General features: G+C 64.4%; 18 protein-coding genes and 3 pseudogenes. 11 read left to right on the top strand and 10 right to left on the bottom strand.

Translation table 11 applies throughout. The features are described 5' to 3' along the window. Positions 1 to 50 precede the first annotated feature (50 nt). From ACSQ9A_RS16360 to ACSQ9A_RS16375, 4 genes and pseudogenes are all read right to left on the bottom strand, one after another. A pseudogene (locus tag ACSQ9A_RS16360) lies at positions 51 to 248 on the bottom strand (hypothetical protein); the annotation flags it as partial. 297 nt (positions 249 to 545) lie between these two features. Beyond that, on the bottom strand, positions 546 to 1,286 hold the full coding sequence (locus ACSQ9A_RS16365; RefSeq protein ID WP_436306308.1) for a GntR family transcriptional regulator: 741 nt from the start codon (positions 1,284 to 1,286) through the stop codon (positions 546 to 548). A gap of 19 nt (positions 1,287 to 1,305) precedes the next feature. Then, the gene (locus ACSQ9A_RS16370; protein WP_436304385.1) at positions 1,306 to 3,069 is read right to left on the bottom strand and encodes a glycerol-3-phosphate dehydrogenase/oxidase; all 1,764 of its coding nucleotides are present in this window, start codon (positions 3,067 to 3,069) and stop codon (positions 1,306 to 1,308) included. Continuing rightward, the gene (locus ACSQ9A_RS16375) at positions 3,066 to 4,553 is read right to left on the bottom strand and encodes an FGGY family carbohydrate kinase (RefSeq protein ID WP_436304386.1); all 1,488 of its coding nucleotides are present in this window, start codon (positions 4,551 to 4,553) and stop codon (positions 3,066 to 3,068) included. Before ACSQ9A_RS16375 ends, ACSQ9A_RS16370 begins: the two co-directional genes overlap by 4 nt. 178 nt (positions 4,554 to 4,731) lie before the next feature. Between ACSQ9A_RS16375 and ACSQ9A_RS16380 the strand changes: the two are divergent. Further along, positions 4,732 to 4,893, top strand: a pseudogene (locus ACSQ9A_RS16380) (substrate-binding domain-containing protein); the annotation flags it as partial. Positions 4,894 to 4,993: 100 nt separating this feature from the next. Next, positions 4,994 to 6,652: a GMC family oxidoreductase gene (locus ACSQ9A_RS16385; protein WP_436304387.1), complete on the top strand. Its 1,659-nt coding sequence runs from the start codon at positions 4,994 to 4,996 to the stop codon at positions 6,650 to 6,652. 84 nt (positions 6,653 to 6,736) lie between these two features. On the opposite strand, the pseudogene ACSQ9A_RS16390 reads toward ACSQ9A_RS16385, so the two are convergent. From ACSQ9A_RS16390 to ACSQ9A_RS16400, 3 genes and pseudogenes are all read right to left on the bottom strand, one after another. Then, positions 6,737 to 6,889 (bottom strand): annotated as a pseudogene (locus ACSQ9A_RS16390) (UTRA domain-containing protein); the annotation flags it as partial. A 111-nt stretch (positions 6,890 to 7,000) separates the two neighbouring features. Beyond that, positions 7,001 to 7,240, bottom strand: coding sequence for a GntR family transcriptional regulator (locus tag ACSQ9A_RS16395; protein WP_436304388.1), 240 nt, complete (start codon positions 7,238 to 7,240; stop codon positions 7,001 to 7,003). 100 nt (positions 7,241 to 7,340) lie between these two features. Continuing rightward, complete coding sequence (locus ACSQ9A_RS16400; RefSeq protein WP_436304389.1) at positions 7,341 to 9,107, bottom strand: glycerol-3-phosphate dehydrogenase/oxidase; 1,767 nt, start codon at positions 9,105 to 9,107, stop codon at positions 7,341 to 7,343. A gap of 486 nt (positions 9,108 to 9,593) precedes the next feature. Here ACSQ9A_RS16400 and ACSQ9A_RS16405 point away from each other — a divergent pair, with 486 nt between their 5' ends. The 6 genes from ACSQ9A_RS16405 to ACSQ9A_RS16430 all read left to right on the top strand — a co-directional run bounded on the left by ACSQ9A_RS16405 (position 9,594) and on the right by ACSQ9A_RS16430 (position 19,627). After that, complete coding sequence (locus tag ACSQ9A_RS16405; protein WP_436292798.1) at positions 9,594 to 10,640, top strand: substrate-binding domain-containing protein; 1,047 nt, start codon at positions 9,594 to 9,596, stop codon at positions 10,638 to 10,640. Beyond that, the gene (locus ACSQ9A_RS16410; protein WP_436304390.1) at positions 10,637 to 12,163 is read left to right on the top strand and encodes a sugar ABC transporter ATP-binding protein; all 1,527 of its coding nucleotides are present in this window, start codon (positions 10,637 to 10,639) and stop codon (positions 12,161 to 12,163) included. The genes ACSQ9A_RS16405 and ACSQ9A_RS16410 overlap by 4 nt, the downstream gene beginning before the upstream one ends. Next, positions 12,160 to 13,191 (top strand): ABC transporter permease, encoded by a 1,032-nt coding sequence (locus tag ACSQ9A_RS16415; protein ID WP_436304391.1) that lies wholly within the window; start codon positions 12,160 to 12,162, stop codon positions 13,189 to 13,191. Before ACSQ9A_RS16410 ends, ACSQ9A_RS16415 begins: the two co-directional genes overlap by 4 nt. Further along, positions 13,188 to 14,168, top strand: coding sequence for an aldo/keto reductase (locus ACSQ9A_RS16420; protein WP_436304392.1), 981 nt, complete (start codon positions 13,188 to 13,190; stop codon positions 14,166 to 14,168). Before ACSQ9A_RS16415 ends, ACSQ9A_RS16420 begins: the two co-directional genes overlap by 4 nt. 43 nt (positions 14,169 to 14,211) lie before the next feature. Next, positions 14,212 to 15,069, top strand: a complete 858-nt coding sequence (locus ACSQ9A_RS16425; RefSeq protein ID WP_436304393.1) for a class I fructose-bisphosphate aldolase — start codon at positions 14,212 to 14,214, stop codon at positions 15,067 to 15,069. A 148-nt stretch (positions 15,070 to 15,217) separates the two neighbouring features. Beyond that, on the top strand, positions 15,218 to 19,627 hold the full coding sequence (locus ACSQ9A_RS16430; protein WP_436304394.1) for a LamG-like jellyroll fold domain-containing protein: 4,410 nt from the start codon (positions 15,218 to 15,220) through the stop codon (positions 19,625 to 19,627). Positions 19,628 to 20,062: 435 nt separating this feature from the next. On the opposite strand, the gene ACSQ9A_RS16435 is transcribed toward ACSQ9A_RS16430, so the two are convergent. From ACSQ9A_RS16435 to ACSQ9A_RS16445, 3 genes are all read right to left on the bottom strand, one after another. Next, complete coding sequence (locus ACSQ9A_RS16435) at positions 20,063 to 21,013, bottom strand: tripartite tricarboxylate transporter substrate binding protein (protein WP_436304395.1); 951 nt, start codon at positions 21,011 to 21,013, stop codon at positions 20,063 to 20,065. Positions 21,014 to 21,130: 117 nt separating this feature from the next. Next, a complete protein-coding gene (locus tag ACSQ9A_RS16440) occupies positions 21,131 to 22,105 on the bottom strand; it encodes a LysR family transcriptional regulator (protein ID WP_436304396.1) in 975 nt (324 codons plus the stop codon). 54 nt (positions 22,106 to 22,159) lie between these two features. Continuing rightward, positions 22,160 to 23,116: a tripartite tricarboxylate transporter substrate binding protein gene (locus ACSQ9A_RS16445; RefSeq protein ID WP_436304397.1), complete on the bottom strand. Its 957-nt coding sequence runs from the start codon at positions 23,114 to 23,116 to the stop codon at positions 22,160 to 22,162. Between the two features lie 227 nt (positions 23,117 to 23,343). Here ACSQ9A_RS16445 and ACSQ9A_RS16450 point away from each other — a divergent pair, with 227 nt between their 5' ends. The 3 genes from ACSQ9A_RS16450 to ACSQ9A_RS16460 are packed head-to-tail and all read left to right on the top strand — an operon-like array spanning position 23,344 to position 25,167. Then, on the top strand, positions 23,344 to 23,898 hold the full coding sequence (locus tag ACSQ9A_RS16450; protein WP_436304398.1) for a cupin domain-containing protein: 555 nt from the start codon (positions 23,344 to 23,346) through the stop codon (positions 23,896 to 23,898). Between the two features lie 45 nt (positions 23,899 to 23,943). After that, positions 23,944 to 24,411, top strand: a complete 468-nt coding sequence (locus tag ACSQ9A_RS16455) for a cupin domain-containing protein (protein WP_436304399.1) — start codon at positions 23,944 to 23,946, stop codon at positions 24,409 to 24,411. A 57-nt stretch (positions 24,412 to 24,468) separates the two neighbouring features. Then, on the top strand, positions 24,469 to 25,167 hold the full coding sequence (locus ACSQ9A_RS16460) for an RraA family protein (protein WP_436304400.1): 699 nt from the start codon (positions 24,469 to 24,471) through the stop codon (positions 25,165 to 25,167). Positions 25,168 to 25,172: the final 5 nt, after the last annotated feature.

The following is a 25,172-nucleotide window of genomic DNA, read 5'->3' on the forward strand; positions in this document are numbered from 1 at the left end:
CCTCGCCATGTCCAGGATCTGCGGCGAATGCAGCGGCCGCGCGCCAATAGTTATGACTTGAAACTATCAGACAAAGTCGTTGCGCGCCGCCTCGGGCGCCGCAAAAACGTCTTGACCGGTTCCTGCACGGCCGTGAAAAGGTCGGCAACCAGGCCGCAATCGGCCACGCTGACGATCGACGCCTCTTCGTCCTTGTTGGTTGCCACGATCACCTTGGAGTCCTTCATGCCTGCCATCCCTCTTGACGCACATCCCAACGTTGTAGTCGACGAGCCGTTTGACAGAAGCGCGGATCCTCATGATGTCTCCTTCCTGAATTCGAGGTTGCTGACTCGGCGGAACCTTCGCCGCCTTTGCGGCGTCTTTCCAGAAACGCAGTTCCGCTTCAAAGACCTTGCCCATGTCGGCTGGTGTGCCGCCTAGCGGGGCGATGGTCTGCTTCTCAAGCCGCTCGATGACATCGGGCGAGTTCAGGATTTCATCTGTGCCTGAACCTGTCGACGAGAAAGACGCGCAAGCGCGAGTTTCTCGATGCCGTGGCCATGTCAGGCCGTCGTCTGCACGTGCAGGCGGCTCGTCTTGCAGCGGTGCAGCGCGCGGTAGTGCTCCAGCGGCCGGCCGTTCGCACCGTAGGCAATCGACTCGATGCGCAGCAGCGGCTCGGGCTGCGACAGGGCGAGCAGTTCGCAGGTCGCCGCATCGGGCAGCACCGCATCGATCCAGCGTTCGGCACGCACCAGGCGCAGGCCGTACTGCCGGCGCAACACGTCGTAGAGCGAGCGATCGTCCAGCCGCGTGCGGTGCAGCCCCGGTGCCAGGTCCGCCGGCACCACCGTCTCGACCAGCAGGCGCAGCTCGCCATCGACACTGCGCAAGCGCTTGAGCGCAACGACCTGCGCGTCGTCTCCGGTGAGGCCCAGAGCGGTGGCCTCCTGCTCGGTGGGCGCGCGCAGCTCCTGCGTGAGGATCTGCGTGCGCACCGAGCGGCCCTTGCGTTCCATTTCGTCGGAGAAGCCCAGCACGGTCGAGACGAAATCCTCGTCCCGTTCGCGCGCCGACACGAAGGCGCCGCGGCCCTTGATCTTGTAGATCAGGTTGTTGCGCACCAGGTCGGCCAGGGCTTCGCGCACCACGATGCGCGAAATACCGAACTGGTCGCCGAGCTCCGCCTCGGAAGGCAGCTTGGCGCCTATGGGCAGGACGCCCTGCAGGATCTGCAGGCGGATCGCGTCGCGGAACTGCGCCCACAGCGGTGATTCGGATGTGCGGTCGAGCACGCTCGACATGTCGTTGGAACTGTTCACTTTAAGATTGGCCGAAGGCTGAGCTGATCATCAATGATGCATCGAAGGAGGGTTCCGCGTCGGGAGCCACCGCCTGGAGTCGAACGCCATGGCGCTCCCGCAGAGCGGTCGCGCAGGCACACAGTTCGTTGTGCGCGCGCACTGTATCCCAGCCCAGCGCTTCCGCCGCGACGCCGGCGATCTCGGCGAGCGCGGCATCGGTGACAAGGCCTCGGATGGCCAGCAGCGTGCGGCGAATCACGAGGTCGTCGAGATGCACCACACCGGTTTCGAGACACAGGTAGGACAGTTCAGCGGCCGAGTAATCGGGCGCGTGTCGCAGCGGCACGTCACCCGACGCCGCAAGGCGCTGTGCCAGCGGAAGCGCCTTCGAGCCATAGCGGCTCAGCAGATTCAGCGCGCGCGTGCGGCCCATGCCGGAGGCGGCCATCATCCGTTCGATGAAGCGTTCGGTTGCCGGCGCATCGGCGGGCAGATCCGCGCCACCACCGATGGGCAGCAGCTCGGTCGAGGCCGTGCGCGAGCGACCCAACTGCTGCAGCACTTCGGTGGTCGCTTCTTCGGCCAGCGAACGGAAAGTGGTCCACTTGCCGCCCACGAGACCGACGATGGGAATGTCGCGTGTCGCGTTCGGCAGGTCGACGACCACCGAATGGTCGCGCGAGACCTGCCCTGGCTTGTCGGCATCCGAACGCGCGAGCGGCCGCACGCCGACAAATGTGTAGACCACGTCGTCGCGCCCGAAGGCCATGTTCGGAAAAACATCGCGCAGCACATCGATCAGATAGTCGACTTCGGCGGGCTCGGTGACGATCTGGTCCGGGTCTTCGATCGGGATGTCGGTGGAGCCCACGAGCACGCGATCGAAGAACGGGTAGACGACGCACACCCGCCCGTCCACCGCCTCGAAGTAGGCCATGCGGCCGTCGAGCGCATCGCGCAGCGCCGGATGGTCGAGCACGAGGTGCGAGCCCTTCGTGCCCATCACGCGCGGGCCAGCACCACCGAGCACCGCTGCACTGCGGTCGAGCCAGGCACCCGTGGCGTTCACGACGGTGTCGGCGGTGACGCGCACGTGCGCGCCGGTGATCTCGTCGCGCAGCGTGAGGATGTTGCCCGCGCAGCCCACCACGCGGCAGTAGTTCGCGGCCGCGGAGCGCGGCTGGTCGCGGCAGGCATCGGCGATCAACTCGAGGATGAGCCATTCGGGGTGGCTGATCCACGCATCGAAGAAGGTCGCGGTCCAGCGTATCGCCGCGCGGAACAGGCTGCGGTCCGTCGAGGCCACGCGGCTGATCCGGTGCCCCGGCATCACGCGCTGGCGGCGCCCCAGCAGGTCATAGAGCCGCAGGCCCAGCGCCACGGCCAGCAGGCCGCGTGTGCGCTGCGGCGGCGTGCGACCGAAGAACTTGAGCGCGCTGCTCATCAGGCCGCCGAAGAAGTTGGCGAGCGGCACGACGGTCTTGAGCGGGCGCACCAGGTGCGGCGCATTGCGCAGCAGCAGGTTGCGCTCGCGGGTGGCTTCGGCCACGAGCGAGAAGCTGCCGTTCTCCAGGTAGCGCAGGCCACCATGGATCATGCGCGAGGGCGCGCTGCTGGCGCCGGCGCCGAAGTCGCCCTTGTCGACGATCAGGCAGTCTACGCGCTGCAGCGAGAGGTCTCGGAATACGCCGACGCCGTTGATGCCGGCGCCGACGATCACCGTCGAGAAATGGCGGCCCGACAAAGAGGCCGGGCGCACGAAGGGCAGTTGCCATGCGCTCATTGCGCACCGCCCGCGATGTGGGTGAAGACAGGTGACATGCTGTCGATCAGTTCGTTGAAATCGGCGTTGAAATCCGCATGGGCGCGTGCGTCCCTTGCATCGGGTTCGATGACGTCGCAGGGCGCGAGCAAGGCACTGCCGTGCGCTGCGTCGTCGAGGCCCTGCGACATGGCGGCATAGAGCGCGGCGCCGCGTGCGCCGGTCTCGTCGTCGGCGCAGCGCTCGAGCGGTCGCCCCAGAAAGGCGGCGAGCAGGCGCACGAGGCGCGCATCGCTCGCCCCGCCGCCCAGCACCGTCGATGCCGAAACGGCGAGGCCGCCCGCCGCGAGGCGCGCCGTGTGCCGCGCATGCTGCGCCGTCACGGCATCGACCACGGCGCGTGCCATGTCCGAGCGCGTGTGATGGCTCTTGAGGCCCACGAAGCCCGCTGTCACGCCCCCGCCGCCATTGATGAAAGGCAGGAAGCGCAGACCGTTGGCGCCCAGCGGCACCGTCATGGCAAGGTCGACGACCGCGCGCGCATCGGGCAGCGCGAGCACGCCGGCCAGCCAGGCGATGTTGGCCATCGATGAGGGGCTGTTCTCCATGTAGAGCCGCTCGTTCTTGCGGCCGAAGTTCACGATGGCAGCGACAGCGGGCTTGGGCTCGATCACCGGCCCGATGACCGCGTTCACGCACCATGTGCCGAAGACCGACACCGCGCGGCCGCGGCCTTCCGCGCAGATCGCGGTCATCGAGGCGAGCAGGTCGATGGCGCCCATCGCGACGGGAATGCCCGCAGGCAATCCGCACAGCGCAGCCTCGCAGGGCAATAGCTTTCCGATCACGGTGCCGCTCGGCACGATGGGGCCGAAGGTGCGCGGCCCGAGGTCCGCAAGGCCCGAGGCATCGAAGGCCGCCTGCGACCAGCCGCCGGTGGCCAGCGACACCAGGCCGGCGGTGCTCGCATCGCTGGCATCGGTGGCGATCTCGCCGGTCAGCAGGAAGCCGAGGTAGTCCTTGGCGAACAGCAGGCGGCGCAGGTCGCCGCGCCGCACGGCACCGGCGCCCAGCAGCTCGGCGGCGATCACCGTCGGCTGCCCGGGCCACGGGCCGCAGCCCACGTCCTCGAACAGCCGCGCACCGCGGCTCGCCGACAGGGCGCGCGCACGGGCATCGGCGCGCTGGTCGGTCGATGCGACGGCTCGGCCACCCACGAGTTCGTTGCTGGCATCGAGCGCATAGAGGCCGGCGCCGTGGCCGGTGCATGCCATGGCGCGAACCTCGGCCGTGCGCGGGCCGAGCTGGTGGGCAACATCGCGCAGCACGTGGGTCAGCGCGGCGCGAATCGCTGCGGCGCCCACCTCGCAGCCGCCTCCGGGCAGCCGGTCGTGCGGCAAGGGCATTCGGGACAAGGCGACCGTTCGGCCGCTTCCGGCTTCGAGGGCCAGCGCTTTCAGGCTGCTCGAGCCCATGTCGATGCCGATCAGTATGTTTGGCTTCATGTCATAACAGCTTCGCGGAATAAAAGCGCGTCGCCAGTAGCGTTTGCTCTAGTTATCGAGACAAACGGGCCGAGCGTACATTCTATCCTGTCATAACATCGACAGTGACTTCGAAGTCCCAAGGACCTGCTCGAAAAGCAGGTCGCAAGCTCTTCCAGCCAACGTAAGGAGACAAAGAATGAGGCGTAGTTTCCTGAGGTCCGCAGCCGCCGCCGGTATCGGCCTGGCCGGCGCCAGCGCATTCGCGCAACAGCAATCCGCAGCCCCCGCGGCGGGCGCCGGCCTGCGCGGCAATGCCAGCGACGTCTACGTGATGAACGTCATGGTGTCGGGCGTCGAGTGAGTCTTCCTTCACCGGTCTAGCGAGACTGAAAATTTAAGGCCAGTGATGCGCAGCAAGGTTTTGCGCACGCGCGAAGTCTGGCCGGAGACAGCCTATTGTGAGCAACGAGATCAAGAGTTCCTCATTCGAATACATCGTCATCGGCGCCGGCACCGCCGGCGCGCTGATGGCCAATCGCCTCTCAGCCGACAAGCAATGCCGCGTGCTCCTGATCGAGGCCGGCCGCAAGGACGACTACCACTGGATCCACATTCCGGTCGGCTACCTGTACTGCATCGGCAACCCGCGCACCGACTGGCTCTACACCACCGAGCCCGATGTCGGTCTCAACGGCCGCACGCTGCGTTACCCGCGTGGCAAGACGCTGGGCGGCTGCTCCAGCATCAACGGCATGATCTACATGCGTGGCCAGGCGCGCGACTACGACCAATGGGCTGCGCTCACAGGCGACGACGAATGGCGCTGGCAGAACGTGCTGCCGGCCTTCAAGCAGCACGAGGACTACTACCTCGGCGCCGACGAACTGCACGGCGCGGGCGGCGAATGGCGGGTCGAGAAGCAGCGGCTGCGCTGGGACATCCTCGACGCCTTCGCGCTTGCTGCGCAGGAAGCGGGCATCCCCCACTCCAGCGACTTCAACCGCGGCAGCAACGAAGGCGTGGGCTACTTCCAGGTCAACCAGAATGACGGCTGGCGCTGGAACACGGCCAAGGCCTTCCTGCGGCCCACCTGCTACGGCCGGCCCAACTTCGAGATGTGGGTCAATGCCCATATGACGAAGCTCATCGTCGAAACACAGATTGATGGCAGCCAGCGCTGCACCGGCGTGCAGGTGTGGGACGGCCACGAGATGGTCACTGTGCAGGCCACGCAGGAAGTGGTGCTTTGCGGCGGCAGCATCGGCTCGCCGCAAGTCTTGCAACTCTCGGGCATCGGCCCGGCCGACCTGCTGCTGCAGCATGGCATCCCGGTGCTGGCCGACCTGCCGGGCGTGGGCGCCAACCTGCAGGACCATTTGCAGATCCGCGCCGTGTTCAAAATCAACGGCGCACCGACGCTCAACGTGCTGGCCTCGTCGATGCTCGGCAAGGCAAGGATCGGCCTGGAGTACCTGACGAAGCGCAGCGGCCCCATGAGCATGGCGCCGTCGCAGCTGGGCGCGTTCACGCGCAGCTCGCCCGCGCATGAGCACCCGAACCTTGAGTTCCACGTGCAGCCGCTCTCGCTCGACGCCTTCGGCGAGCCGCTGCACAGTTTTCCGGCCTTCACCGCGAGCGTGTGCAACCTCAACCCCACCAGCCGAGGCACGGTGCGCATCAAGAGCAATCGCTACCAGGATGCGCCGGCCATCGCCCCGAACTACCTGAGCACCGACGAAGACCGCAAGGTGGCGGCCGACTCGCTTCGCGTGACGCGCCGGATTGCGGCCCAGCCTGCACTCGCAAAGTATCAGCCCGAGGAATGGAAGCCCGGCACGCAGTACCAGAGCGATGAAGAGCTGGCGCGGCTGGCCGGCGACATCGCGACCACGATCTTCCATCCCGTCGGCACCACCAAGATGGGCGCTGACAGCGATCCGATGGCGGTGCTGGATTCGCGGCTGCGCGTGCGCGACGGACGCGGTGGCGTGATCGCCGGATTGCGCGTTGTCGACGCCGGCGCGATGCCGACCATCACCAGCGGCAACACCAACAGCCCGACTTTGATGATGGCAGAAAAGGCGGCCGGGTGGGTTCGGGCGGATGCGCGTGAGTGAAGCGTTCTCCCGCGACGATGTGCAAAGGGCTATGGTGCGAGTGCGCAGCAGGGCCTCGGGTTCGGGCAGATTCAAAAGGGCGCAGGTTGATGCGTCAGGCACCGCGGCATCGATCCACCGTTCGGCCCGAACAATGCGAAGCCCGTACTGCCGTCGCAGCACGTCGTAGAGGGATCGAGCTTCCAACCGGATGCGGTGCAGGCTGGGCGCCTGGCCCGCAGGCACGACCGTTTCCACAAGCAATCACAGCTCGCCATCGACACTGCGCAGGCACTATGCAACCCCTGCATCCCTTCGGTCAGTCTCAGTGACGCGCTTCGTCTTCGTGCGGCAAACGCAGTTCTTGGCTTAACACCTGAGTGCGCACCGAGCGCCCCTTGCGCTCCACATCTCGTCGGCGAAACCGGAACGGTCGACACGAATCCTCGTCGCGCTCGCGGGCCGATTTACAAGGACCCCACGGCCTTTGATCTTGTACATCGAGCCGCTTCGGACCAGAGCAGCCAGCGCCTCTCTCGCGACGATGCGCGAGATGCCATATTGCTCGCCGAGCTCGGCCTCGGACGGGAGTTTGGCACCGATCTCCAATTCGCCGCCCAGAATCTGGACGCGAACGGCATCCCTGAACTGGGTCCGCAGCGGGGATGGGGAGTTGCGATCGAGTGCGGCAAACAGCCAGTCGGGTTGTTCATGGCAGATTTCGGCGAATGCTGGTGCGCGGGTCCAGGGTGCTTCGTCCGTCGATTCGGGATGGAGAGTGTTCTGCGGCCAGCCGAACGCCGTGCCGATCTCGCAAGGTGGTCCCGCAGGTCCGCAGTTCTTCGTTTCGACGGATCGCGTCCCAATCCAGTGCTTGGGCGGCGAGATCGGCGATCTCGGCGAGCATGCCATCGGTGACTTCCCCGCGTATGGCCAGCAGCGTTCTGCGGATCACCAGATCGGACAGGTGGACCACGCCCGTTTCAAGGCAAAGGTAGCGGATCTCAGAAGCCGAGTAGTGGGGCGCGTGTCGCAGCGGCAGATCGCCATTCGCGGCGAAGCGCTCAGCCAGCACAAGCGCCTTTGAGCCATAGCGGGTCGTGAGCTCCGAAGCCCGCCGGCGGCTCACACCGGAAACCGCCATCGTCCATTCGACAAAGCGATCTGCTTGCAGCGGATCGGTAGGCCATTCGGCCCCGCCGCCGATGGGCAATTCCTCGGTCGACCCGATCCGGGGGCGCCCGAGCAGCCGCAGGAGCTCGTCCGTCGCCTCTTGTGCAAGTGACCTGAACGTCGTCCACTTTCCGCCGACGAGGCGAACCATGGGGATCGCGCGCGTCGCACTTGACGGATCGACGAGCACCGAGTGTTCGCGCGAGATCCGCCCGGGCTTGTCGGCGCCGGAGCGAGCCAGGGGGCGCACGCCGACAAAGGTGTACACCACATCATCGTGATCGAAGCTCAAGCGCGGAAAACGTTCGCGCAGAACGCCAAGCAGATGGTCGATGTCCGGTTCGGTGACGACCTGATCCGGGTCATCCACCGGTATGTCGATGGACCCCACAAGCACCCGGTCGAGAAAGGGATAGACGATGCATACCCTGCCATCCGCCGCCTCCAAATAGGCCATTCGGCCGTCGAGTGCATCGCGCAGCGCGGGATGTTTGAGTACCAGGTGAGAGCCTTTGGTGCCCGTCACGCGCGAGCCCGCGCCACCCAGCGCGGCCGCGCTATGGTCGTGCCAGGCTCCCGCGGCGTTGACCACCGTATCGGCGCTGACCCGTACCCGTTCGCCGGTCAGCTCGTCGCACAGCGTCAAGGACTTTCCCTCGCAGCCCACGAGCCGACAGTAGTTCGTAGCTCTGGACTGAGGTTGGTCGCGGTGGCTATCTGCGATCAATTCAAGAATGAGCCACTCGGGATGTCTAATCCAGGCATCGAAGTAGGTCGCAAGCCATCGCACGGTCGAGCGGAACAAGGTGCGATCCTGGGGCTGCACATGGTCGATCCGGTGTCCCGGCATGACGCGCTGCCGTCGCCCCAGCAAGTCGTACAGACGCAAACTGAACGCAACAGCAAACAGGCCTCGCGTGCGCGGCGCCTGCTTCATGCCGGCAAATCTGAGCGCGCTGCTCAACAAGCCGCCAAACCGGCTCGCCAGGGGCACGACCGTCTTAAGCGGTTGAACCAGATGAGGCGCGTTGCGCAACAACAGGTTGCGCTCGCGGGTGGATTCCGCCACCAGCGCCAAGTCGCCGCTCTCCAGATAGCGCAAACCGCCGTGGATCATGCGGGACGGTGCACCGCTTGCGCCGGCGCCGAAGTCTCCTTTGTCCACGATCAGGCAGGTTACGCCCTGGAGAGACAAGTCGCGGAACACGCCCACGCCGTTGATGCCCGCGCCGACTATCACTGTCGAGAAATGCCGGCCAGACAGAGACGCCGGGCGCTCGAAGGGCAGATCGGAATGCTTCATTGGATTTCGCCAGATAGGTAGGTGAACGTGGGCGACATGCGGTCGACCAGTTCGTTGAGGGCAAGACAAAAATCCGTGTGCGCCGCCGCGTTGGCCGCGTCCGGCGCGATCTGGTCACACGGCGCGAGCAAAGGGCCGACCGGGCGGCGTGGATCGCTTGCGCACCCACCTCGCATTCGCCGGCGGGGCCAACGCGAACGCGGCACTGCGAGGCCGGATGTCGCCAGCGTGCGGCCACTGCCAGCCTCCGGTGCCAGCGCTTTCAGCGCTGCGCGAGCCCATGTCAATGATCAGTATGTTTGGCTTCATGTCATAACAGCTTTGCGGAACAAAACTCATCTCCAGTAGCGTTTCCCCTAGTTATCGAGATAAACGGGCCAAGTGTACATTCTTGCCTGTCATAACAGCAATTGTGACACCGAGATCCCAAAGATCTGCTTGAACAGCAGGTCGCAAGCTCTTCCAGCCAACGTAAGGAGACAAAGAATGAGGCGTAATTTCCTGAGGTCCGCAGCTGCCGCCGGTATCGGCCTGGCCGGCGCCAGCGCATTCGCGCAACAGCAATCCGCAGCCCCCGCGGCGGGCGCCGGCCTGCGCGGCAATGCCAGCGACGTCTACGTGATGAACGTGATGGTGTCGGGCGTCGAGTACTGGTTTCCGGTCTACGAAATGATGAAACAGCTCGGCCGCACGCTGGGCGTTCGCACCCGCTACACCGGCACGCCGGAGTACGACGTCAACAAGCAGCTGGCATCGTTCGAGCAGGAGCTGGCACGCAAGCCCGCGGGCATCCTGCTGCACCCGATGAACCCCGATCCGTTCATCGAGCCGATCAACCGCGCCGCGGCGATGGGCATCCCAGTCGTCACCTTCGCGGCCGACTCGCCGAACTCGAAGCGCACGTCCTTCGTCACCTCGGACAACGATCGCGAGGGCACGCAGGCGGCCGACGCCATCGCGACCTCGCTCAACGGCAAGGGCGAATACGCAGTGCTGGAGAACCCGGGCCAGGACAACCACGACCGCCGCATCGCGGCCTTCGTGAACCGCATGACGACCAAGCACCCGGGCATGAAGCTGGTCGGCCGCGCCGCCAGCAACCAGGACCCGAACAAGGCCTACCAGGCGGTGCTGAGCCTGGCGCAGGCCAATCCGAACCTGGGTGCGCTGTTCATGCCCGAAGCCAACTCGGCACTCGGCGCGGCGCAGGCCAAGGTCGAGACCAAGAAGAACATCAAGGTGATGTGCTGCGACGTCAACGCCAAGATCCTCGACATGATCAAGTCGGGCGACGTGTTCGGCTCCATCAACCCGAACCAGGGCATGCAGGGCTACATGGGGATGATGATGTTGTTCCTGGCGAAGAACCCGTCGCTCATCGATCCGATGAATGACGCCAAGCGCAACGGCGCCAACCCGATGTCGGTGCCCTTCCTGGACAACGGCCTCGCCGTGGTCAGCAAGGCGAACGCGGACGACTTCTACTGGGGCAAGTACCTCGCGCGCCGCGGCACCAAGGGAATCGGCGAGTGAGCGCTGCGGGCTCTTCTTCGCTGCTCGAACTTCGCGGCATCAGCAAGCGCTTCGGCGCCTCGCGCGCGCTCTCGGGCGTGGACTTCTCGCTGCAGGCCGGCGAGATCCACGCCCTGTGCGGCGAGAACGGCGCGGGCAAGTCGACGTTGATGAACATCATCGACGGCATCCACCGCCCCGACGAAGGCGACATCGTCCTGAACGGCGAGAAGGTCGTGATCGACGGCCCGGCGCATGCGATGCGCCTGGGCATCGGCCTGGTGCACCAGGAGATCGCCCTGTGCGCCGACGCGACCGTGGCCGAGAACATCTTCATGCCGGAGATCAACGCCGGCAAGCAGGCGTGGATGAACTACGCCAGCTTCAACGAGCGGGCCGTCAAGGCGCTGCGGCGGCTGGGGCAGGACATCGACCCCGGCGCACTGGTGCGCGACCTGAGCATCTCGAGCCAGCAACTGGTGGAGATCGCCAAGGCGCTCACGCTGGACTGCAAGGTGCTGATCCTCGACGAGCCCACGGCCGCGCTGACCGACAACGAGTCGGCTGCGCTCTTCCGCGTGCTGCACGACCTCAAGGCGCAGGGCATCGGCATCATCTACATCAGCCATCGCATGGCCGAGATCCTCACGCACGGCGACCGCGTCACCGTGCTGCGCGACGGGCGCAACGTGCACTGCGGCCCGCTGGCCGGCATGACGCCAGACGAACTGGTCCGCCGCATGGTCGGGCGCGACCTCGGCAACTACTACCCGCCCAAGCAGACCGCCACCGGGTCCTCCGAGCCCGTGCTCGAAGTGACCGACATCGCCGACGGCGAGCGTGTGCACGGCGTCTCCTTCGCGCTGAAGCGCGGCGAGATCCTCGGCATCGCCGGGCTGATGGGCGCCGGACGCAGCGAGCTGGCCGAAACCGTGTGCGGCCTGCGCCTCGCGAAACGCGGCACGGTGCGCCTGTGCGGCAAGGCGCTCACGATCCGCAAGTACAGCGACGCGCTGTGCGAAGGCATCGCCTACCTGAGCGAAGACCGCAAGGAAGCCGGCGTGTTCCTCGACCTTCCGATCGCGCAGAACGTGTCGTCGATGGCGCTGCGGCGCGTCAGCTCCGGCTGGGGGCTGCTGCTGCGCTCGGCCGAACACCGGCTGGCCCGCGAGCTCGGCGCGAAGCTGAACCTCAAATCGGACGGCGTCGCCATCGAGGTGTCGAGCCTCTCGGGCGGCAACCAGCAGAAGGTGGCAATCGCAAAGCTGCTCGCCACCAAGCCGGTGGTGCTGCTGATGGACGAGCCGACACGCGGCGTCGATGTCGGCGCCAAGTCCGAGATCCACCACATCCTGCGCGAGCTCGCGAACCAGGGCGTGGGCGTCATCGTGATCTCTTCGGAGCTGCCCGAGATCATCGGGTTGTGCGACCGGGCCCTGGTGATCCGCGACGGCGAGCTGGCGGGCGAATTGGAACCGAACGAAATGACGGAGGAAGCCCTGCTGCGGCTCGCCTCCGGACTCTGCGAACAGGAGATGGCATGAACTTTCCATCGAGACTCGGCGCGGGGGGCACGGCATTGGCCGGCGTCCAACCCCGTCGCACAGGAGACCCGGTGAAGCTACCGCACAAACTGACGAGCATGCGCGAAGCAGGGCTTCTTCTGATCATCGCGGTGCTGTGCGTGGCGATGAGCTTCGCATCGCCCTACTTCCTCACCTGGGACAACGTGCGCGCGATGCTGCTGTCCTTCTCCATCGAAGGCATCGTGGTGGTCGGCATGACGATCCTGCTGATCGTCGGCGGGATCGACCTCTCGGTCGGCTCGGTGGTCTGCTTCGCGATGGTGGTGACGGGCAAGCTCTTCCTGATGGGCGTCGACCCATGGGTCGCGAGCCTGGTGGCCATCGGCGCGAGCGGGCTGATCGGCGCCATGATCGGCGGCTGCGTGACGCGCATCGGGCTCAATCACTTCATCGCCTCGCTGGCCTTCATGGTGATCGTGCGCGGGCTGTGCCTCGCGCTCACGCAGGGCACGCCGCAATCGCTGTTCTCGCTGCCGGGCGAGTTCAAGTTCATCGGGCAGGGCACGCTCTTCGGCATTCCGGCGGTAATCCTGATCTTCCTCTTGATCGTGGTGGTGAGCGACTTCGTGCTGCGCCGCTCGACGCTGCTGCGCCGGGTGTTCTACACGGGCAGCAACGAGAAGGCCGCGCTGTACTCGGGCATCCGCGTCGGACGCGTGAAGTTCTGGGTCACGGTGCTGTGCTCGGCATCGGCAGGGCTGGCCGGCGTGATCTACACGGCCCGCTTCGGCGCCGCCACGCCGACCTTCGGCATGGGCATGGAGCTCAACGTGATTGCCGCCGCGGTGATCGGCGGCGCCAGTCTCAAGGGCGGCTCCGGCACGGTGCTGGGCGCGGTGCTCGGCCTCGCACTGCTGTCGGTGGTGACCAGCTCGCTGATCCTACTCGACGTGTCGCCCTACTGGCAGGACGTCATCAAGGGCCTGATCCTGCTCGCCGCCGTGACCATCGACCACCTCCTGAACACGAGAAAGACAACGCGATGAAGAAGACAACGCTGGGTCCTTCCGGCATCGAATGCTCGGCCATCGGACTGGGCACCTGGGCCATGGGCGGATGGATGTGGGGCGGCGGCGACAACGCGGCCGCCGTCAATGCGATCCAGGCTTCGCTGGACGCGGGCGTGAACCTGATCGACGCCGCGCCGGCCTACGGCCTCGGCCGCTCCGAAAGCGTCGTTGGCACCGCGCTCAAGGGGCGCCGCCACGGGGCCGTGATCGCGACCAAGTGCGGCCTGGTCTGGCACACCCAGAAGGGAACGCACTTCTTCGAGGAAGACGGCCACCCGGTGTACCGCTACCTCGGCCGCGAATCGATCTCCCATGAAGCCGAAGAAAGCCTGAAGCGGCTGCAGACCGACTACATCGACCTCTACATCACGCACTGGCAGGACAGCACCACGCCCGTGGCCGAAACCATGGACGCGATGCTCGAGCTCAAGAAGCAGGGAAAGATCCGCGCCATCGGCGTCAGCAACGTGAGCCCCGAAACGCTAGCCGAGTACCTGCGCTACGGCCCGATCGATGCGGCGCAGGAGCGCTACAGCCTGATCGACCGCGAGATCGAGACCACGCTGGCACCGCTGTGCAGCGAGCACAACGTTGCGGTGCTGGGCTACTCGTCGCTGGCGCTTGGTTTGCTCGCCGGCCCCATCGATCCCGAACGCGAGTTCAAGGGCGACGACCAGCGCGCGACCAACCCGCGCTTCAACGAGGCCAACCGCTCCAAGCTCAAGGCCTTCTTCGAGCAGCTCGACCCGCTGCGCGCGCGGCTCGGCTGCTCGTTCGGCCAGCTGATGATCGCCTGGACCATCGCGCGCGGCACCGTCTCGGTGGCCCTGTGCGGCGCGCGCGTGCGCCAGCAGGCGATTGAAAACGCCGGCGCCGGCTCGGTCGAACTGGGCGACGACGCCCTGCGCCTGATCGACGCCGCGGCGAAGCGCCACCTGGTCGCGCTCGCCTGACACCCTCCTCACTTCATTTCTGCCAACAAGGAGTTCTTTCCACATGTCGAAGGACAAAGACGCGCGGCTCAACCGGCTGCTGAACAACGGCCGCTGCCTGGACATCGCACTCGACCACGGGGTGTGCAACGAGCCCTCGTTCCTCAACGGCCTGCAGGACATGCCCCAGGTCATGGACAAGCTCGTGGCCGCCGCGCCCGATGCGATCCAGCTCAACTACGGCCAGGCCGACCTGCTGCAGGACCGCCCGGGAAGCAACAAACCCGCGCTCGTGATGCGGCTGGACATGGGCAACCCCTACAACGCCACCGCGCACCGCGTGATGTGGGCCGTGCTGCAGAACGAGAAAGACCCGGTGCTGCCAGCCATCCAGCGCGACGCGGCCTGCGTGGTCGTCAACCTGTTCATGCTGCCGAACGAGCCCGAACTGTTCCGCCAGTGCGTACAGAACATTGCGCGCGTGCGCGCCGACTGCGACCGCTACGGCATGCCGCTGATGATCGAGCCGCTGGTGATGCGCCCGCACAGCGACCAGGGCGGCTACATGGTCGACGGCGACGCCGAGAAGATCGTCACGCTGGTGCGCCTCGCGCGCGAGATGGGCGCCGACATCGTCAAGGCCGACCCGACCAGCGACCCCCCGGATTTCCACCGCGTGGTGCAGGCCGCGCGCTGCCCCGTGCTCGTGCGCGGCGGCGGGCGCGAAGACCTGCGGCAGGTGTTCGCGCGTTCGCGCGTGCTGATGGACCAGGGCGCCGTCGGCATGGTCTATGGACGCAACGTGTACCAGCACGCCAATCCGTCAGCGGTGGTCAGTGCGCTGATGGCCATGATCCACCGCGGCGCGAGCGCCGAGGCGGCCTGGGACATCTACGAATCGGGCGGCGTGTCCCAAGAGTGAACCTGAAAGCAAGGTAGCGCTGGCCGCTTTGCTCAGAGGCGAAAAGCCGGCTCGAGAAGGCAATGATCATTCTCGACCGCGCGCAGTTGATCGAGACGAAGTTGATTGAAGAACGGGTGTCAACGGCGCAAGAAGAAATGGGGCAAGAATGAAGATCCGACAGTTGACCTTGGTGATCCTGCTGGTGTTTGTAAGCCTGCTGACCCATGCCGGCATCACCGGCACGAATCCGGTGACGACGGTCGCCAACATGGCGTCTGGCGCACTGACAGCCTTCACTGATCTCGCCAATCAGCTCGACCGGGCCTCTCCCCAGATCCCCCAGGGGCCTGGTCTTGGCAACCCCTCCTTCAAGAAGGAGGAGCTGTTCAAGCCGCTTTACATGGTCCGGGATGGTGAAGGCGGAGATGTGCCCAACAAGTACAAGACGGCAAAGCGTTTTGGCACCAACGTGGGCCTGATGCTCAATGGCTACTTCGTCACCATGTTCACGCCTGACAGCGGGGGTGGGCCAGGGGGATTTCTGGTGTATGACGTCTCGGACCCGCAGAAGATCAAGCTGAAGAAGAAGATCTATGAACCCGAGGGTAAGACCAGCCAGTTCCGGGAGTCGCACGCGATCGGCACCTCGACCATCAAGGGCAAGGTGTACGTCGTCGTCCCGAGCATCAAGGGCATCGAGTTCTGGGATTTCACGGACATCGAAGATATCAAGCCGACCAAGCGCCTCGAACTCAAGGGCGTGAATGCCGGGGACTACTTCGATGTGAGCTGGCAACTCTGGTGGCAGGCACCCTATGTGTATGTCGCGTCATCGGACGATGGGATCCACATCATCGATGCGAGTGATCCGGCCAATCCCAAGTACGCCGATCGAGGCCAAGGCCGTCCCAATCCTGTACCTACGAGCGAACTGGGAAGCTTCAATGTGGGGCCGATCTTCACCATGGGCAATCACATGGTGATCACTTCCATGGAGGCGACCGACAAGGGCATATCCAGCCTGGACATCTCCGACCCGCTGAATCCCCGGCTGCTCGCTACGAAAGGGGCGCTGCCCTTCTACTACGCAACCTGCTTCGATGGCGTCAAGGTCCATGGCTCCATGCGCAACGACGGCGCCAAGATGCACACCCTTGATATCAGTGATCGCAACAACATCGCTCTCGAGAACAGCGCGCTGGTCATCAATCAGCAGTTGTATTGCGCTACGCAGGACGACTACGTGATGCAGGGAGCGCAACACTATATTCACAAGATCGATGTCCGCGACCCCAAGAACTACAAGGAGGTTGGTTCTGGAAGCCTGTTCGAGGACAAGACGGAGCGAGACCACTCAGACCATGGCCAGGTGACTTTCCTGGGGAACCTGGTGTATGTCGGCAACGACCATGGCAACGGTAGCGGCTTCGTGCCGCATGCGACCGGCCCCGATACGACAGCGCCAAAGGTACGTCAGATCTCGCCACGTGCCGACGAGAAGAACACAGCGCTGACTACGCGTATCGGCATCGCGCTGACTGACAACATCCGGCCCGAGACCGTAAACGCTCAAAACTTCATTGTCCGTGTCAAACCAGCCAATCCCTCTGTCGGGAATAGCCCGGCGATAGAAGGCTTCTACAGTGCCCAGCTCGGCATCATCAACTTCTCGCCCAGGGAGCCGCTCAAGCTGGAAACGACCTACGAGGTGGTACTCAGGAAAGGCGGGTTGAAGGACTATGCCGGGAACGCCTTGGTGGAAGACTACACCTTCAGTTTTACGACTCGCAGTGCGGTCGATGCAGGGATGGTCAACCACTGGCCGCTCAATGGGAGTTTGGACGACACCATTGGCAAGAACAACGGCATCCCCACGAGTGGTGAGGATGTCTATGGACGCAATGGTATGGATTTCAGTTCGCGCGCCGGCGGCATCCCGCTGCAAAGCGACTCTGCGGCCACAACCCTCGGTGGAACCGCCTCGGTGAGCTTTTACATGAAGACCTCGCAGAAAGGAGTCGACAGCCAATGGCTGGCGCCGGGCATCTTCGGGCGCGACCAGGCGGCTGCCGACAATGATGCTTTCTGGGGTTGGATCGACAGCAAGGGCGAGCTGAGGCTGACGGTGGGTAACCACTCGCAGACCAATCCGGGTGTCAAGTCGGGTTCACCGATCAATGACGGCAAGTGGCATCACGTGATCATGACACGCGATTCCAGCTCCGGCGCGATGACCATGTTTGTCGACGGTACCAAGTTCACCGGAAGTGGCGTCAAGGGTGCGATGGGGCTGCAGAACAAGTTCAAGTTTCTAGGTCAACTTCAAGACAGTCCGGACTGGTTCAAGGGTGAGCTCGCTGATGTGCGTGTCTACGCCCGGGTGCTGACCGACGACGAGGTCAAGAAGATGAACGAGCAGGTCGTGATCGGACAATTGGGGATGAAACCCGTGCTCTATGGCAATGAAGTGGCGTTCGATCCTCCGTTGATGGGGGGCAAGGGTGCGCAGTACAGCTGGCGCTTCGACGATGGGAAAAGTACGCCGTTCTCCAGCGATCCGAAGTACACGCGCTTGTTCAATCGGCCCGGACACTACAGCGTGATCTTGACCGTTAAACAGAGTGATGGGGTGGAAGTTCGGTACAGTTTCGTGTTGGCTGTGACTGCTCCTTTGACTGCCAATGCACCCGTGCACAGCACGAACATCACGGGCCGTGGAGCCTACATCTACAGCGTCAATTCCGACAGCGGAACAGTGGCGGCGGTGGATGCGCGAGATCCCCGGAAGCTCGTCAAGAAGTGGGAGACCCGCGTCGGGGAGGAGCCGCGTACTGTGGCTGTGGGGCCGGATGGACGCGTCTGGGTGGCGGTTCAGGGCGAAGACAAGCTGGTCGCACTGGATGCGGTGACCGGTGCAGTTTCAACTACCGTCGCGTTGGACTACGGCAGCGGGCCGCATAGCGTGGTATTCGCGCCGGGCGGCGTAATGGGGTTGCTGACATTGGAGAGCAAGTCCAAGCTCATCAGCTTTGATCCGACAACAGGTGAGAGGCGCAGCTCCCTCGATCTACCACCCGGCGGCGGCCGCGGCATCGCTGTGACGGGGGACGCCAGAACGGCCTATGTCACGCGCTTCAAGTCAAAACGGACCGGGGGTGAACTGTACGAGGTCGATCTGGCCGGGATGAATACTCGACGCACGATTGTGCTGCGGGTCGATACCACCACCGTTGATACCGAAGCAGGTGCGCGCGGTGTTCCCAACTACCTGCATCAGGTCGTGATCTCGCCAGATGGCTTGCGCGCGGTCTTGCCTTCTAAGAAAGACAATATTCTGCGCGGCCAGTGCCGAGACGGCCGGAAGCTGGATCACGATAAAACGGTGCGCTCCGTGCTCAATCAGGTGGACCTTGCCAAGGGTGAAGACCTCCCCGCCAGTCAGATCGACTTCGACAATCAGCCGCCGTCGAGAGCGGCAGTCTTCTCGCCATTGGGCGACTTCGTTTTCGTTGCCCAGATGGAGGGAAATACGGTAACGGTCGCCGATGCCTACAGCGGTAGTCGGGGGGCTCAGATCACTCGGATGCGGAGTACGCCGCATGGCTTGTACATCGATGCTGAGCGCAAGTTGTTGTTCACCAACAATTTCCTCGATCGTTCGGTATCTGCGTATGACGTGAGCACGATCTACTCCGGTAAGAACGCTGACGCTCCGTTGCTTCACTACGTTTCAACAGTCGCGACCGAGCCGTTGAAGGCATCCGTGCTGCGCGGCAAGAAGCTCTTCTACAACGCCAGCGACATCCGCATGTCCAACGAAAGCTACATCTCATGCGCGAGTTGTCATGTGGATGGCGGAGATGACGGGATGGTATGGGACTTCACTCAGCGCGGTGAAGGCATGCGCCGCACCATTTCTCTGCTAGGGCGTGCCGGACTGGGCCATGGCAATCTGCATTGGAGTGCCAACTTCGATGAAGTCCAGGACTTCGAGAACGACATTCGTCGGGAATTCGGGGGGGCGGGCTTCATGACTAAAGCGGACTTCGAGGTCACGGCCGACCCGTTGGGAGCACGGAAGGCCGGAAAGAGCCCCGAGTTGGACGATTTGGCTGCATACCTTGCTTCGCTCGACAAGTACATGCGCAGTCCGGTACGCAACGCCGATGGAGCTTTGAGCGTGACGGCCCTGCAAGGTAAGAAACTATTCGGCGACCTGCAGTGCATCACTTGCCATTCCGATCTCGCTATGCGTGATGGACAACGGCACGATGTAGGGACTATTCAACCCAGCTCGGGAAAAGGTGGTGGCAAGAAACTCGCCGGTGCAGGGTTCGACACGCCAACTTTGCATGGGATCTGGAGCAATGCGTCCAGTTTCCACAATGGCCAGAAGGCAACGACAAAGGATCTGATCGTCTCCGGTCATGGAAATAGAAATGCATCGAGCTTGTCGCCTGCAGATTCGGATGCACTGGTCGAATATCTTCGGTCCCTGGATGGACCTAAAGATGATGCGAGTGTTGGCTCGACTGCGCCACCTTCTTCGTCGCCGACCAGCACTGCTGCGCAGTGAACAGGGTTGGCAATCGACATTGAATAGATGAGAGGTATTCAGATGTTCTGTTCACCCATTGTGAAAGAGGTCGAAACGATGATCTTTCGAAAGAACTGGTTGCAGGCCGTCATGTTATGTGTCGCTATTTTCACAAGTGGATGTGGAGGTGGGGGAGATGGGGAAAGCTCCTCTCCTGTCAAATCCATTCCTCAGTCCTCGGCGGGTGCTCCTTCCTCATCGACGACAGGCACAGCGGCTGCACGGACATCAGGGAGAACAGCGGCGGGCTCTGACGTGCAACCAGTTGATGTTTCTAACATCAGCGATTGTGTTGCGTCTTCCGATCTTGAGGATCGCTGACTAGAGCCTTCCTTGGCCTGTCGAGCGACCAAGCCGGTCGCTGCCTGAAAGGACGCGCACCAAGGCAACGCTGGACCCGGCCGCACACGCCAGCTACTTGGACGCGCGCTCCTTCCAGACAACACTGTATTCCTGCTGCTGCCGCAAGAGGTCTTTCGCGAACGTCTCGTGGTCCATGTAGTGAAGGGGCATGCCTTGCTTGTGGGCGATTTCGACGAATGCAGGATCCTTCGAGGCGTCGGCAACGGCGCTGCGCAGCAGCTTGAGAACGTCCTCCGGCGTGCCGGCAGGCGCAGCCAGGCCGCGCGATGCACTGGTCACCACGTCATACCCTTGTTCGACAAGCGTTGGCGCGGTCGGTATCGAGTTCAGGCGCTTGCGGGCTGTGACGCCCAGGGCGCGGACCATCCCAGCGCGCAGATCTCCTGCACCGTCCACCGCCGTGACGTAAGCCATATCGAGGTCACCGGCCAGGATGCCCATCCGAGTCGGCGCTGCACCGGCGTAGTGAACCGCCGTCAATTGAATGCCCGCCTTTTGTTCGAGTGCGAGCATCGTCAGGTGCGGCAAGCTGCCCTCACCTGTCGTTCCCACCGTCACCTTGCCGGGATTCGCCTTGGCATAAGCCACGACGTCGGGCATCGACTTGAAAGGGCTCTCCTTCCGCACGAAGAACATGCCGTCGTCCTCGACCAGGTTCGCGATGAGCGCGAATTCGGACAGCTTGTACTGTGTGGGGCGCTGCAGCGGAAACACCACCACGTTCGGCGCGGTGATGATGCCGATCGTGTAACCATCAGGCTTCGCCTTGGCGATGGCGGTGAACCCGATCTGTCCGCCGGCACCGGGGCGATTGGCAACCACCACCGGCTGCTTCAGGCGCTTTTCCAGGTACAGGCCGATGGCGCGGCCCATCGCGTCCGCGCCTCCTCCCGGCGCGAACGGAACGATGAGCGTGACGGGGCGATCCGGATAGGTGGCGTGGGCCGGCCAGGCCGCTGCCGCAAGGGCGAGTGCCAGGCTGGTGAGCAGGCTGCGCAGCATTTTTGTCTCCTTCGACTCCAGGCGGGATACGCTGCCAGTATGCGAACGCCGGCGATCGAAGCAGTGCCATTTCCGACATAACACCTATGCGTGTGCCCTGGTACCGGCTGCGGCCCCTCACGAGTCCCAGTAGGGCGGCCTACCGAACTTCTGCGTGAAGTAAGCGACGAAACTTCGCAACTGCTTCGACTTCGACAGCTCGGGAATCCAGACGAAGCTGATGTCGCGCGGCTCCATGTCACTGTCGATGCGCCATTGCGGCAGCAGTTCGACCAGCTTGCCGCTGCGCAGGTCGGCCTGCACGGCCCAACTGGCCAGCAGCGTCACGCCCATGCCGCTCGCCGCAGCCTCCGCGAGGATGTCCGAGCTGTTCGCTGCCAGCGGCCCGGCGACCCGGATGGTGCGCATGTTCCTGCCGGACCAGCTGTGCCAGATGCCCGTCGGGGCCAGGCGGGTATGAATGAGGCACGGATGCCTGGCCAGGTCCTCGGGACTCTGGATCTTGCCGCGCTTGGATTCGTAGCTCGGAGAAGCACAGAGGATTCGGCGCTGTTTTGCGATCTTCGCCGCCACCAGGCGTCGATCCGGCAGGTGCCCGATGTGAAGCAGCAGGTCCACCTCGTCACGCACGAGATCGACCTTCTCGTCGGTCAGCGTAAGCCGGATCTCCACGCCCGGGTTCGCGTCCCGGAAGGACTGGAGGTGCGGCAGGATATGTTGCTTGCCGAACATGGGGCCGGTCGTCACCTTCAGCACGCGGGGACTGGAATTCGACTGGCGCAGCTGATCCAGCAACAGGTCGGCCGCACGCAGCATGTCCTTGCCGGTATCCACGAGCAGATGGCCTGCATCGCTGGTGGAGATGGATCGCGTGGTTCGCTTGAACAATGGAACGCCGACCATCTCCTCCAAGGCGAACAGTTGCCTCGAGGCGGCGGGCTGCGACAGTCCCAGGCTCGCGGCTGCTTCACTGATCGACCCCGATCGCTCGATCGCGAGGATCAGCTCGATCCCGGCGATCAGCTGGGCTCGCTCCGTGATCTTCCTCGCGTTCTGTTGCCTCGTTCTGCTTTGACCGGAACCGTTCGCCATCGCCGTGCAAGCTCCTCGTGCGGGCACGGCATGATAGCGCTATGCCCCAATTTCCTAGTTCTCCCAGGGCGAGACACGCCAGAGAGCCCGATAGTCGCGGTCCAGCCGCTCCAGTTCACTCCTGAAATCCTGCGGCCCCATGTACCGCAGCGGCAACTTCTGGGCGGCGGCTTCCTTCTGGAACTCCGGGCTGCGCACGATGGCCTCCATTGCCTCGGCCAGAACGCGCACCACCGGCGCCGGGGTTCGCGCGGGCGCTGCGACGCCCCGCAGCGCGCTGATGACCACGTCCACGCCCTGCTCGCGCAGCGTCGGCATCTGCACCGCGGTCGGTGAGCGATGCTCCGCGGCTTGGCCGAGGGAGCGCACCAGGCCCCCGTCGAGGTCGGAAGCGGCATCTGCGATCGTGATGAAACCGACATCGACATCCCCTGCGAGCACTGCTTGCCGGATCGGAACCGTTCCCGAGTACGGCACTGGCATCAGCTTCACTCCGGCGTTCTTCTGGAGTGAGAGCAAAGCGAAATGCGGCAGCCCCCCGTTGCCCGTCGTGGCGAGATTGATGCTGTCCGGCTTGCTCTTCGCTTCGGCGACCAGGTCCTTGATGGTCTGGAAGCGGTGATCCTTGCGGACAAAGAAGACCCCCACATCCTCCACGAGGTTGGCGATCGGCTGGAGATCCGCGAGCTTGTACTGAGCGGCGCGCTGGATCGGCAGGACGACGACATTGGGCGCCGTCACAACCCCGATGGTGTACCCGTCCGGCTTGGCGCGAGCGATTGCGGCAAAGCCGATCTCGCCGCCGGCACCGGGACGGTTCACGACCACCACCGGCTGGCCGAGCTTGCGCTCGAGGTGCCGGGCCAGCAAGCGGCCCGCCGCGTCGGCGCCGCCGCCGGCCGGGAATGACACGACCATCGTGATGGGCTTGTCGGGGTAGTTTGCCTCGGCAGCAGCGGCCGATGCCACCCCGATCCACAGGGCAAGAATGAAGCGAATCAGGTGTTTCATCGCTGTGTCTCCATTGTTCTGGGCATCACCCGATGCCCGGCAATGCTTCGCGCACCATTGCCGTCGGCCCGATTCTGCGCCGGTCCCGCGTGACCGAATCCGTTCGAAGCGCATGAGTCTTATGCCTGCGCCGCATGAATCATTCGCGAATAAGTGAAATGCTCCGGACTGTCGCTGCGCTGAAAAGCAGCGCCCACAATTTCGATACCGCAGTTCAGAGCCACACCATGCAGCAAGCAACTTCCGTCAGCAAGGAACAGTTGGAACAGAGGATCGCGCGCTACCGCGAGCTTTCCGGCACCACGACAGCGTTCGTCGATTCACGCCTGCCGGGCGGACAGAAGCAGAACTTCAAGCTGGTCGCGGCAGGCAAAGGCATCTTCGAGAACCCGGACATGCGACCGGCGATCGCCGCAGCGCACAACATCAACATGAGCTGGGTGCTGATTCCGCCCGGCGGGGGTTCGAATCTGCACGATCACCCGGGCTCGGGTGCCGAGCTGTTCATCCCGGTCGACGGTCCATTGACCATCTACTGGGGCGAGACCGGCGAGCAGGAGACCCTGCTGCAGCAGTTCGACTGCGTCTCGATCCCCGAGGGGCTGATGCGCGGCTTTCGCAACGACTCCGACCGTGCCGTCCTGATGCTCGCCATCGTGGACGGAGGCGCCTCGGGCGGCGGCAGCGTGCGCTGGCATCCGTCCGTGCTCGAACGTGCGGCGAAGACGGGCGTGTACCTGGACGCCGACGGCAAGCTGGCCCAGGAAGCATCGCCCCAATAGACGGCAGCGGCGATGCCCGTGCATTCTTATAACAAGGAGCGAAACATGACGAAGGTTCAGGTTGCACGATTCGCAGAGCTCAAGGGCAACAAGGCCGGTTTTCTCGACACTCGGCTGCCAGGTGGCGCGAAGGAGAACCTGAAGCTGATCGGCCGCGGCTCGTCGGAGAACCCGCTTCCTCCGGCCATCTCCGGCGACCACCGGTACGTCATGAACTGGGTCAGGATCCCGCCCGGCGGCGGATCGCGCATGCATTCGCATCCCACACAGGAGGTGTTCATTCCCGTCGAAGGGGCCATGACCATCTACTGGATCGACGCCGACGCGCAGGAGCATGCCATCTCCGCGCAGCCGAGGGATTGCGTGTCGGTCGAGGGCGGCGCGATGCGCGGCTTTCGCAACGACGCGGACACCGAGGCCCTCATGCTCACGATCGTCACGGGCCACGACGCCGGAGGTCCGCTGATCTGGCACGCCACGGTGGTGGCGGAAGAGAATGCGCTGGCCACCTGAGCGACCGACCTCAAACCGCACCGTACGAACCGCACCATCGCGAAACAAGGAGCTCACATGGCCGATAGCACCGCCCTCTTCAACCTCGACGACCTCGACCTGCTTGCGTCCTGGGATACGCCGACCATCTGCAACGCCTTGGAGCTGCTGATGCCGGAAGTGCCGCTCACCGCCTACACGACGCGGCCGGGCGTGCCCGTGGACGGCCCGTTCCAGCCAATGATCGGCGTGGCGCGCGTCGGCACGATTCGCGCGCGCAGCAGGCCTGCCCAGCCGGCGGCAGACCGCTTCGACTGGTACGACTACGTGCACGCCAAGGAACTCCCGACCATCGTGGTCCTGCAGGACCTGGACGACCAGCCCGGCGCCGGCGCCTTCTGGGGCGAAGTGCACTCCAAGGTTCACCTCCGGCTGGGGGCTCGCGGCTGCGTCACCAACGGCTCCTTCCGCGACACGGAAGCCTGGGCACCCGGCTTCAAGATGCTGGGCGGCTGCCTCGGCCCGAGCCATGCGCACGTCCATCTGGTCAGCTTCGGCGAGCCCGTCTCGGTGCTCGGCATGGATGTGCGCCATGACGACATCGTTCACGCGGACCACCATGGCGCCGTCGTCGTTCCGCGCGACTGCGTCAAGCGCCTGCCGGAGGCGGTCGAACGCATCGCCGCCAAGGAGCGGCGCACGCTCGAGCTCTGCGACGCCTCCGACTTCTCGCCGGACCTGATGCGCCGCGTTCTCAAGCAGGGGCATATCCATTGAAGCCG

This window comes from Variovorax sp. LjRoot290, assembly GCF_964253985.1.
Taxonomy (GTDB): Bacteria; Pseudomonadota; Gammaproteobacteria; order Burkholderiales; family Burkholderiaceae_C; genus Variovorax.

What these genes read in the sequence shown, in the direction of transcription:
- ACSQ9A_RS16365 (WP_436306308.1), bottom strand. Translation starts at nt 1,286, where the DNA reads ATGTCGAGCGTGCTCGACCGCACATCCGAATCACCGCTGTGGGCGCAG.
- ACSQ9A_RS16370 (WP_436304385.1), bottom strand. Translation starts at nt 3,069, where the DNA reads ATGAGCGCATGGCAACTGCCCTTCGTGCGCCCGGCCTCTTTGTCGGGC.
- ACSQ9A_RS16375 (WP_436304386.1), bottom strand. Translation starts at nt 4,553, where the DNA reads ATGAAGCCAAACATACTGATCGGCATCGACATGGGCTCGAGCAGCCTG.
- ACSQ9A_RS16400 (WP_436304389.1), bottom strand. Translation starts at nt 9,107, where the DNA reads ATGAAGCATTCCGATCTGCCCTTCGAGCGCCCGGCGTCTCTGTCTGGC.
- ACSQ9A_RS16405 (WP_436292798.1), top strand. Translation starts at nt 9,594, where the DNA reads ATGAGGCGTAATTTCCTGAGGTCCGCAGCTGCCGCCGGTATCGGCCTG.
- ACSQ9A_RS16415 (WP_436304391.1), top strand. Translation starts at nt 12,160, where the DNA reads ATGAACTTTCCATCGAGACTCGGCGCGGGGGGCACGGCATTGGCCGGC.
- ACSQ9A_RS16420 (WP_436304392.1), top strand. Translation starts at nt 13,188, where the DNA reads ATGAAGAAGACAACGCTGGGTCCTTCCGGCATCGAATGCTCGGCCATC.
- ACSQ9A_RS16425 (WP_436304393.1), top strand. Translation starts at nt 14,212, where the DNA reads ATGTCGAAGGACAAAGACGCGCGGCTCAACCGGCTGCTGAACAACGGC.
- ACSQ9A_RS16430 (WP_436304394.1), top strand. Translation starts at nt 15,218, where the DNA reads ATGAAGATCCGACAGTTGACCTTGGTGATCCTGCTGGTGTTTGTAAGC.
- ACSQ9A_RS16435 (WP_436304395.1), bottom strand. Translation starts at nt 21,013, where the DNA reads ATGCTGCGCAGCCTGCTCACCAGCCTGGCACTCGCCCTTGCGGCAGCG.
- ACSQ9A_RS16440 (WP_436304396.1), bottom strand. Translation starts at nt 22,105, where the DNA reads ATGGCGAACGGTTCCGGTCAAAGCAGAACGAGGCAACAGAACGCGAGG.
- ACSQ9A_RS16445 (WP_436304397.1), bottom strand. Translation starts at nt 23,116, where the DNA reads ATGAAACACCTGATTCGCTTCATTCTTGCCCTGTGGATCGGGGTGGCA.
- ACSQ9A_RS16450 (WP_436304398.1), top strand. Translation starts at nt 23,344, where the DNA reads ATGCAGCAAGCAACTTCCGTCAGCAAGGAACAGTTGGAACAGAGGATC.
- ACSQ9A_RS16455 (WP_436304399.1), top strand. Translation starts at nt 23,944, where the DNA reads ATGACGAAGGTTCAGGTTGCACGATTCGCAGAGCTCAAGGGCAACAAG.
- ACSQ9A_RS16460 (WP_436304400.1), top strand. Translation starts at nt 24,469, where the DNA reads ATGGCCGATAGCACCGCCCTCTTCAACCTCGACGACCTCGACCTGCTT.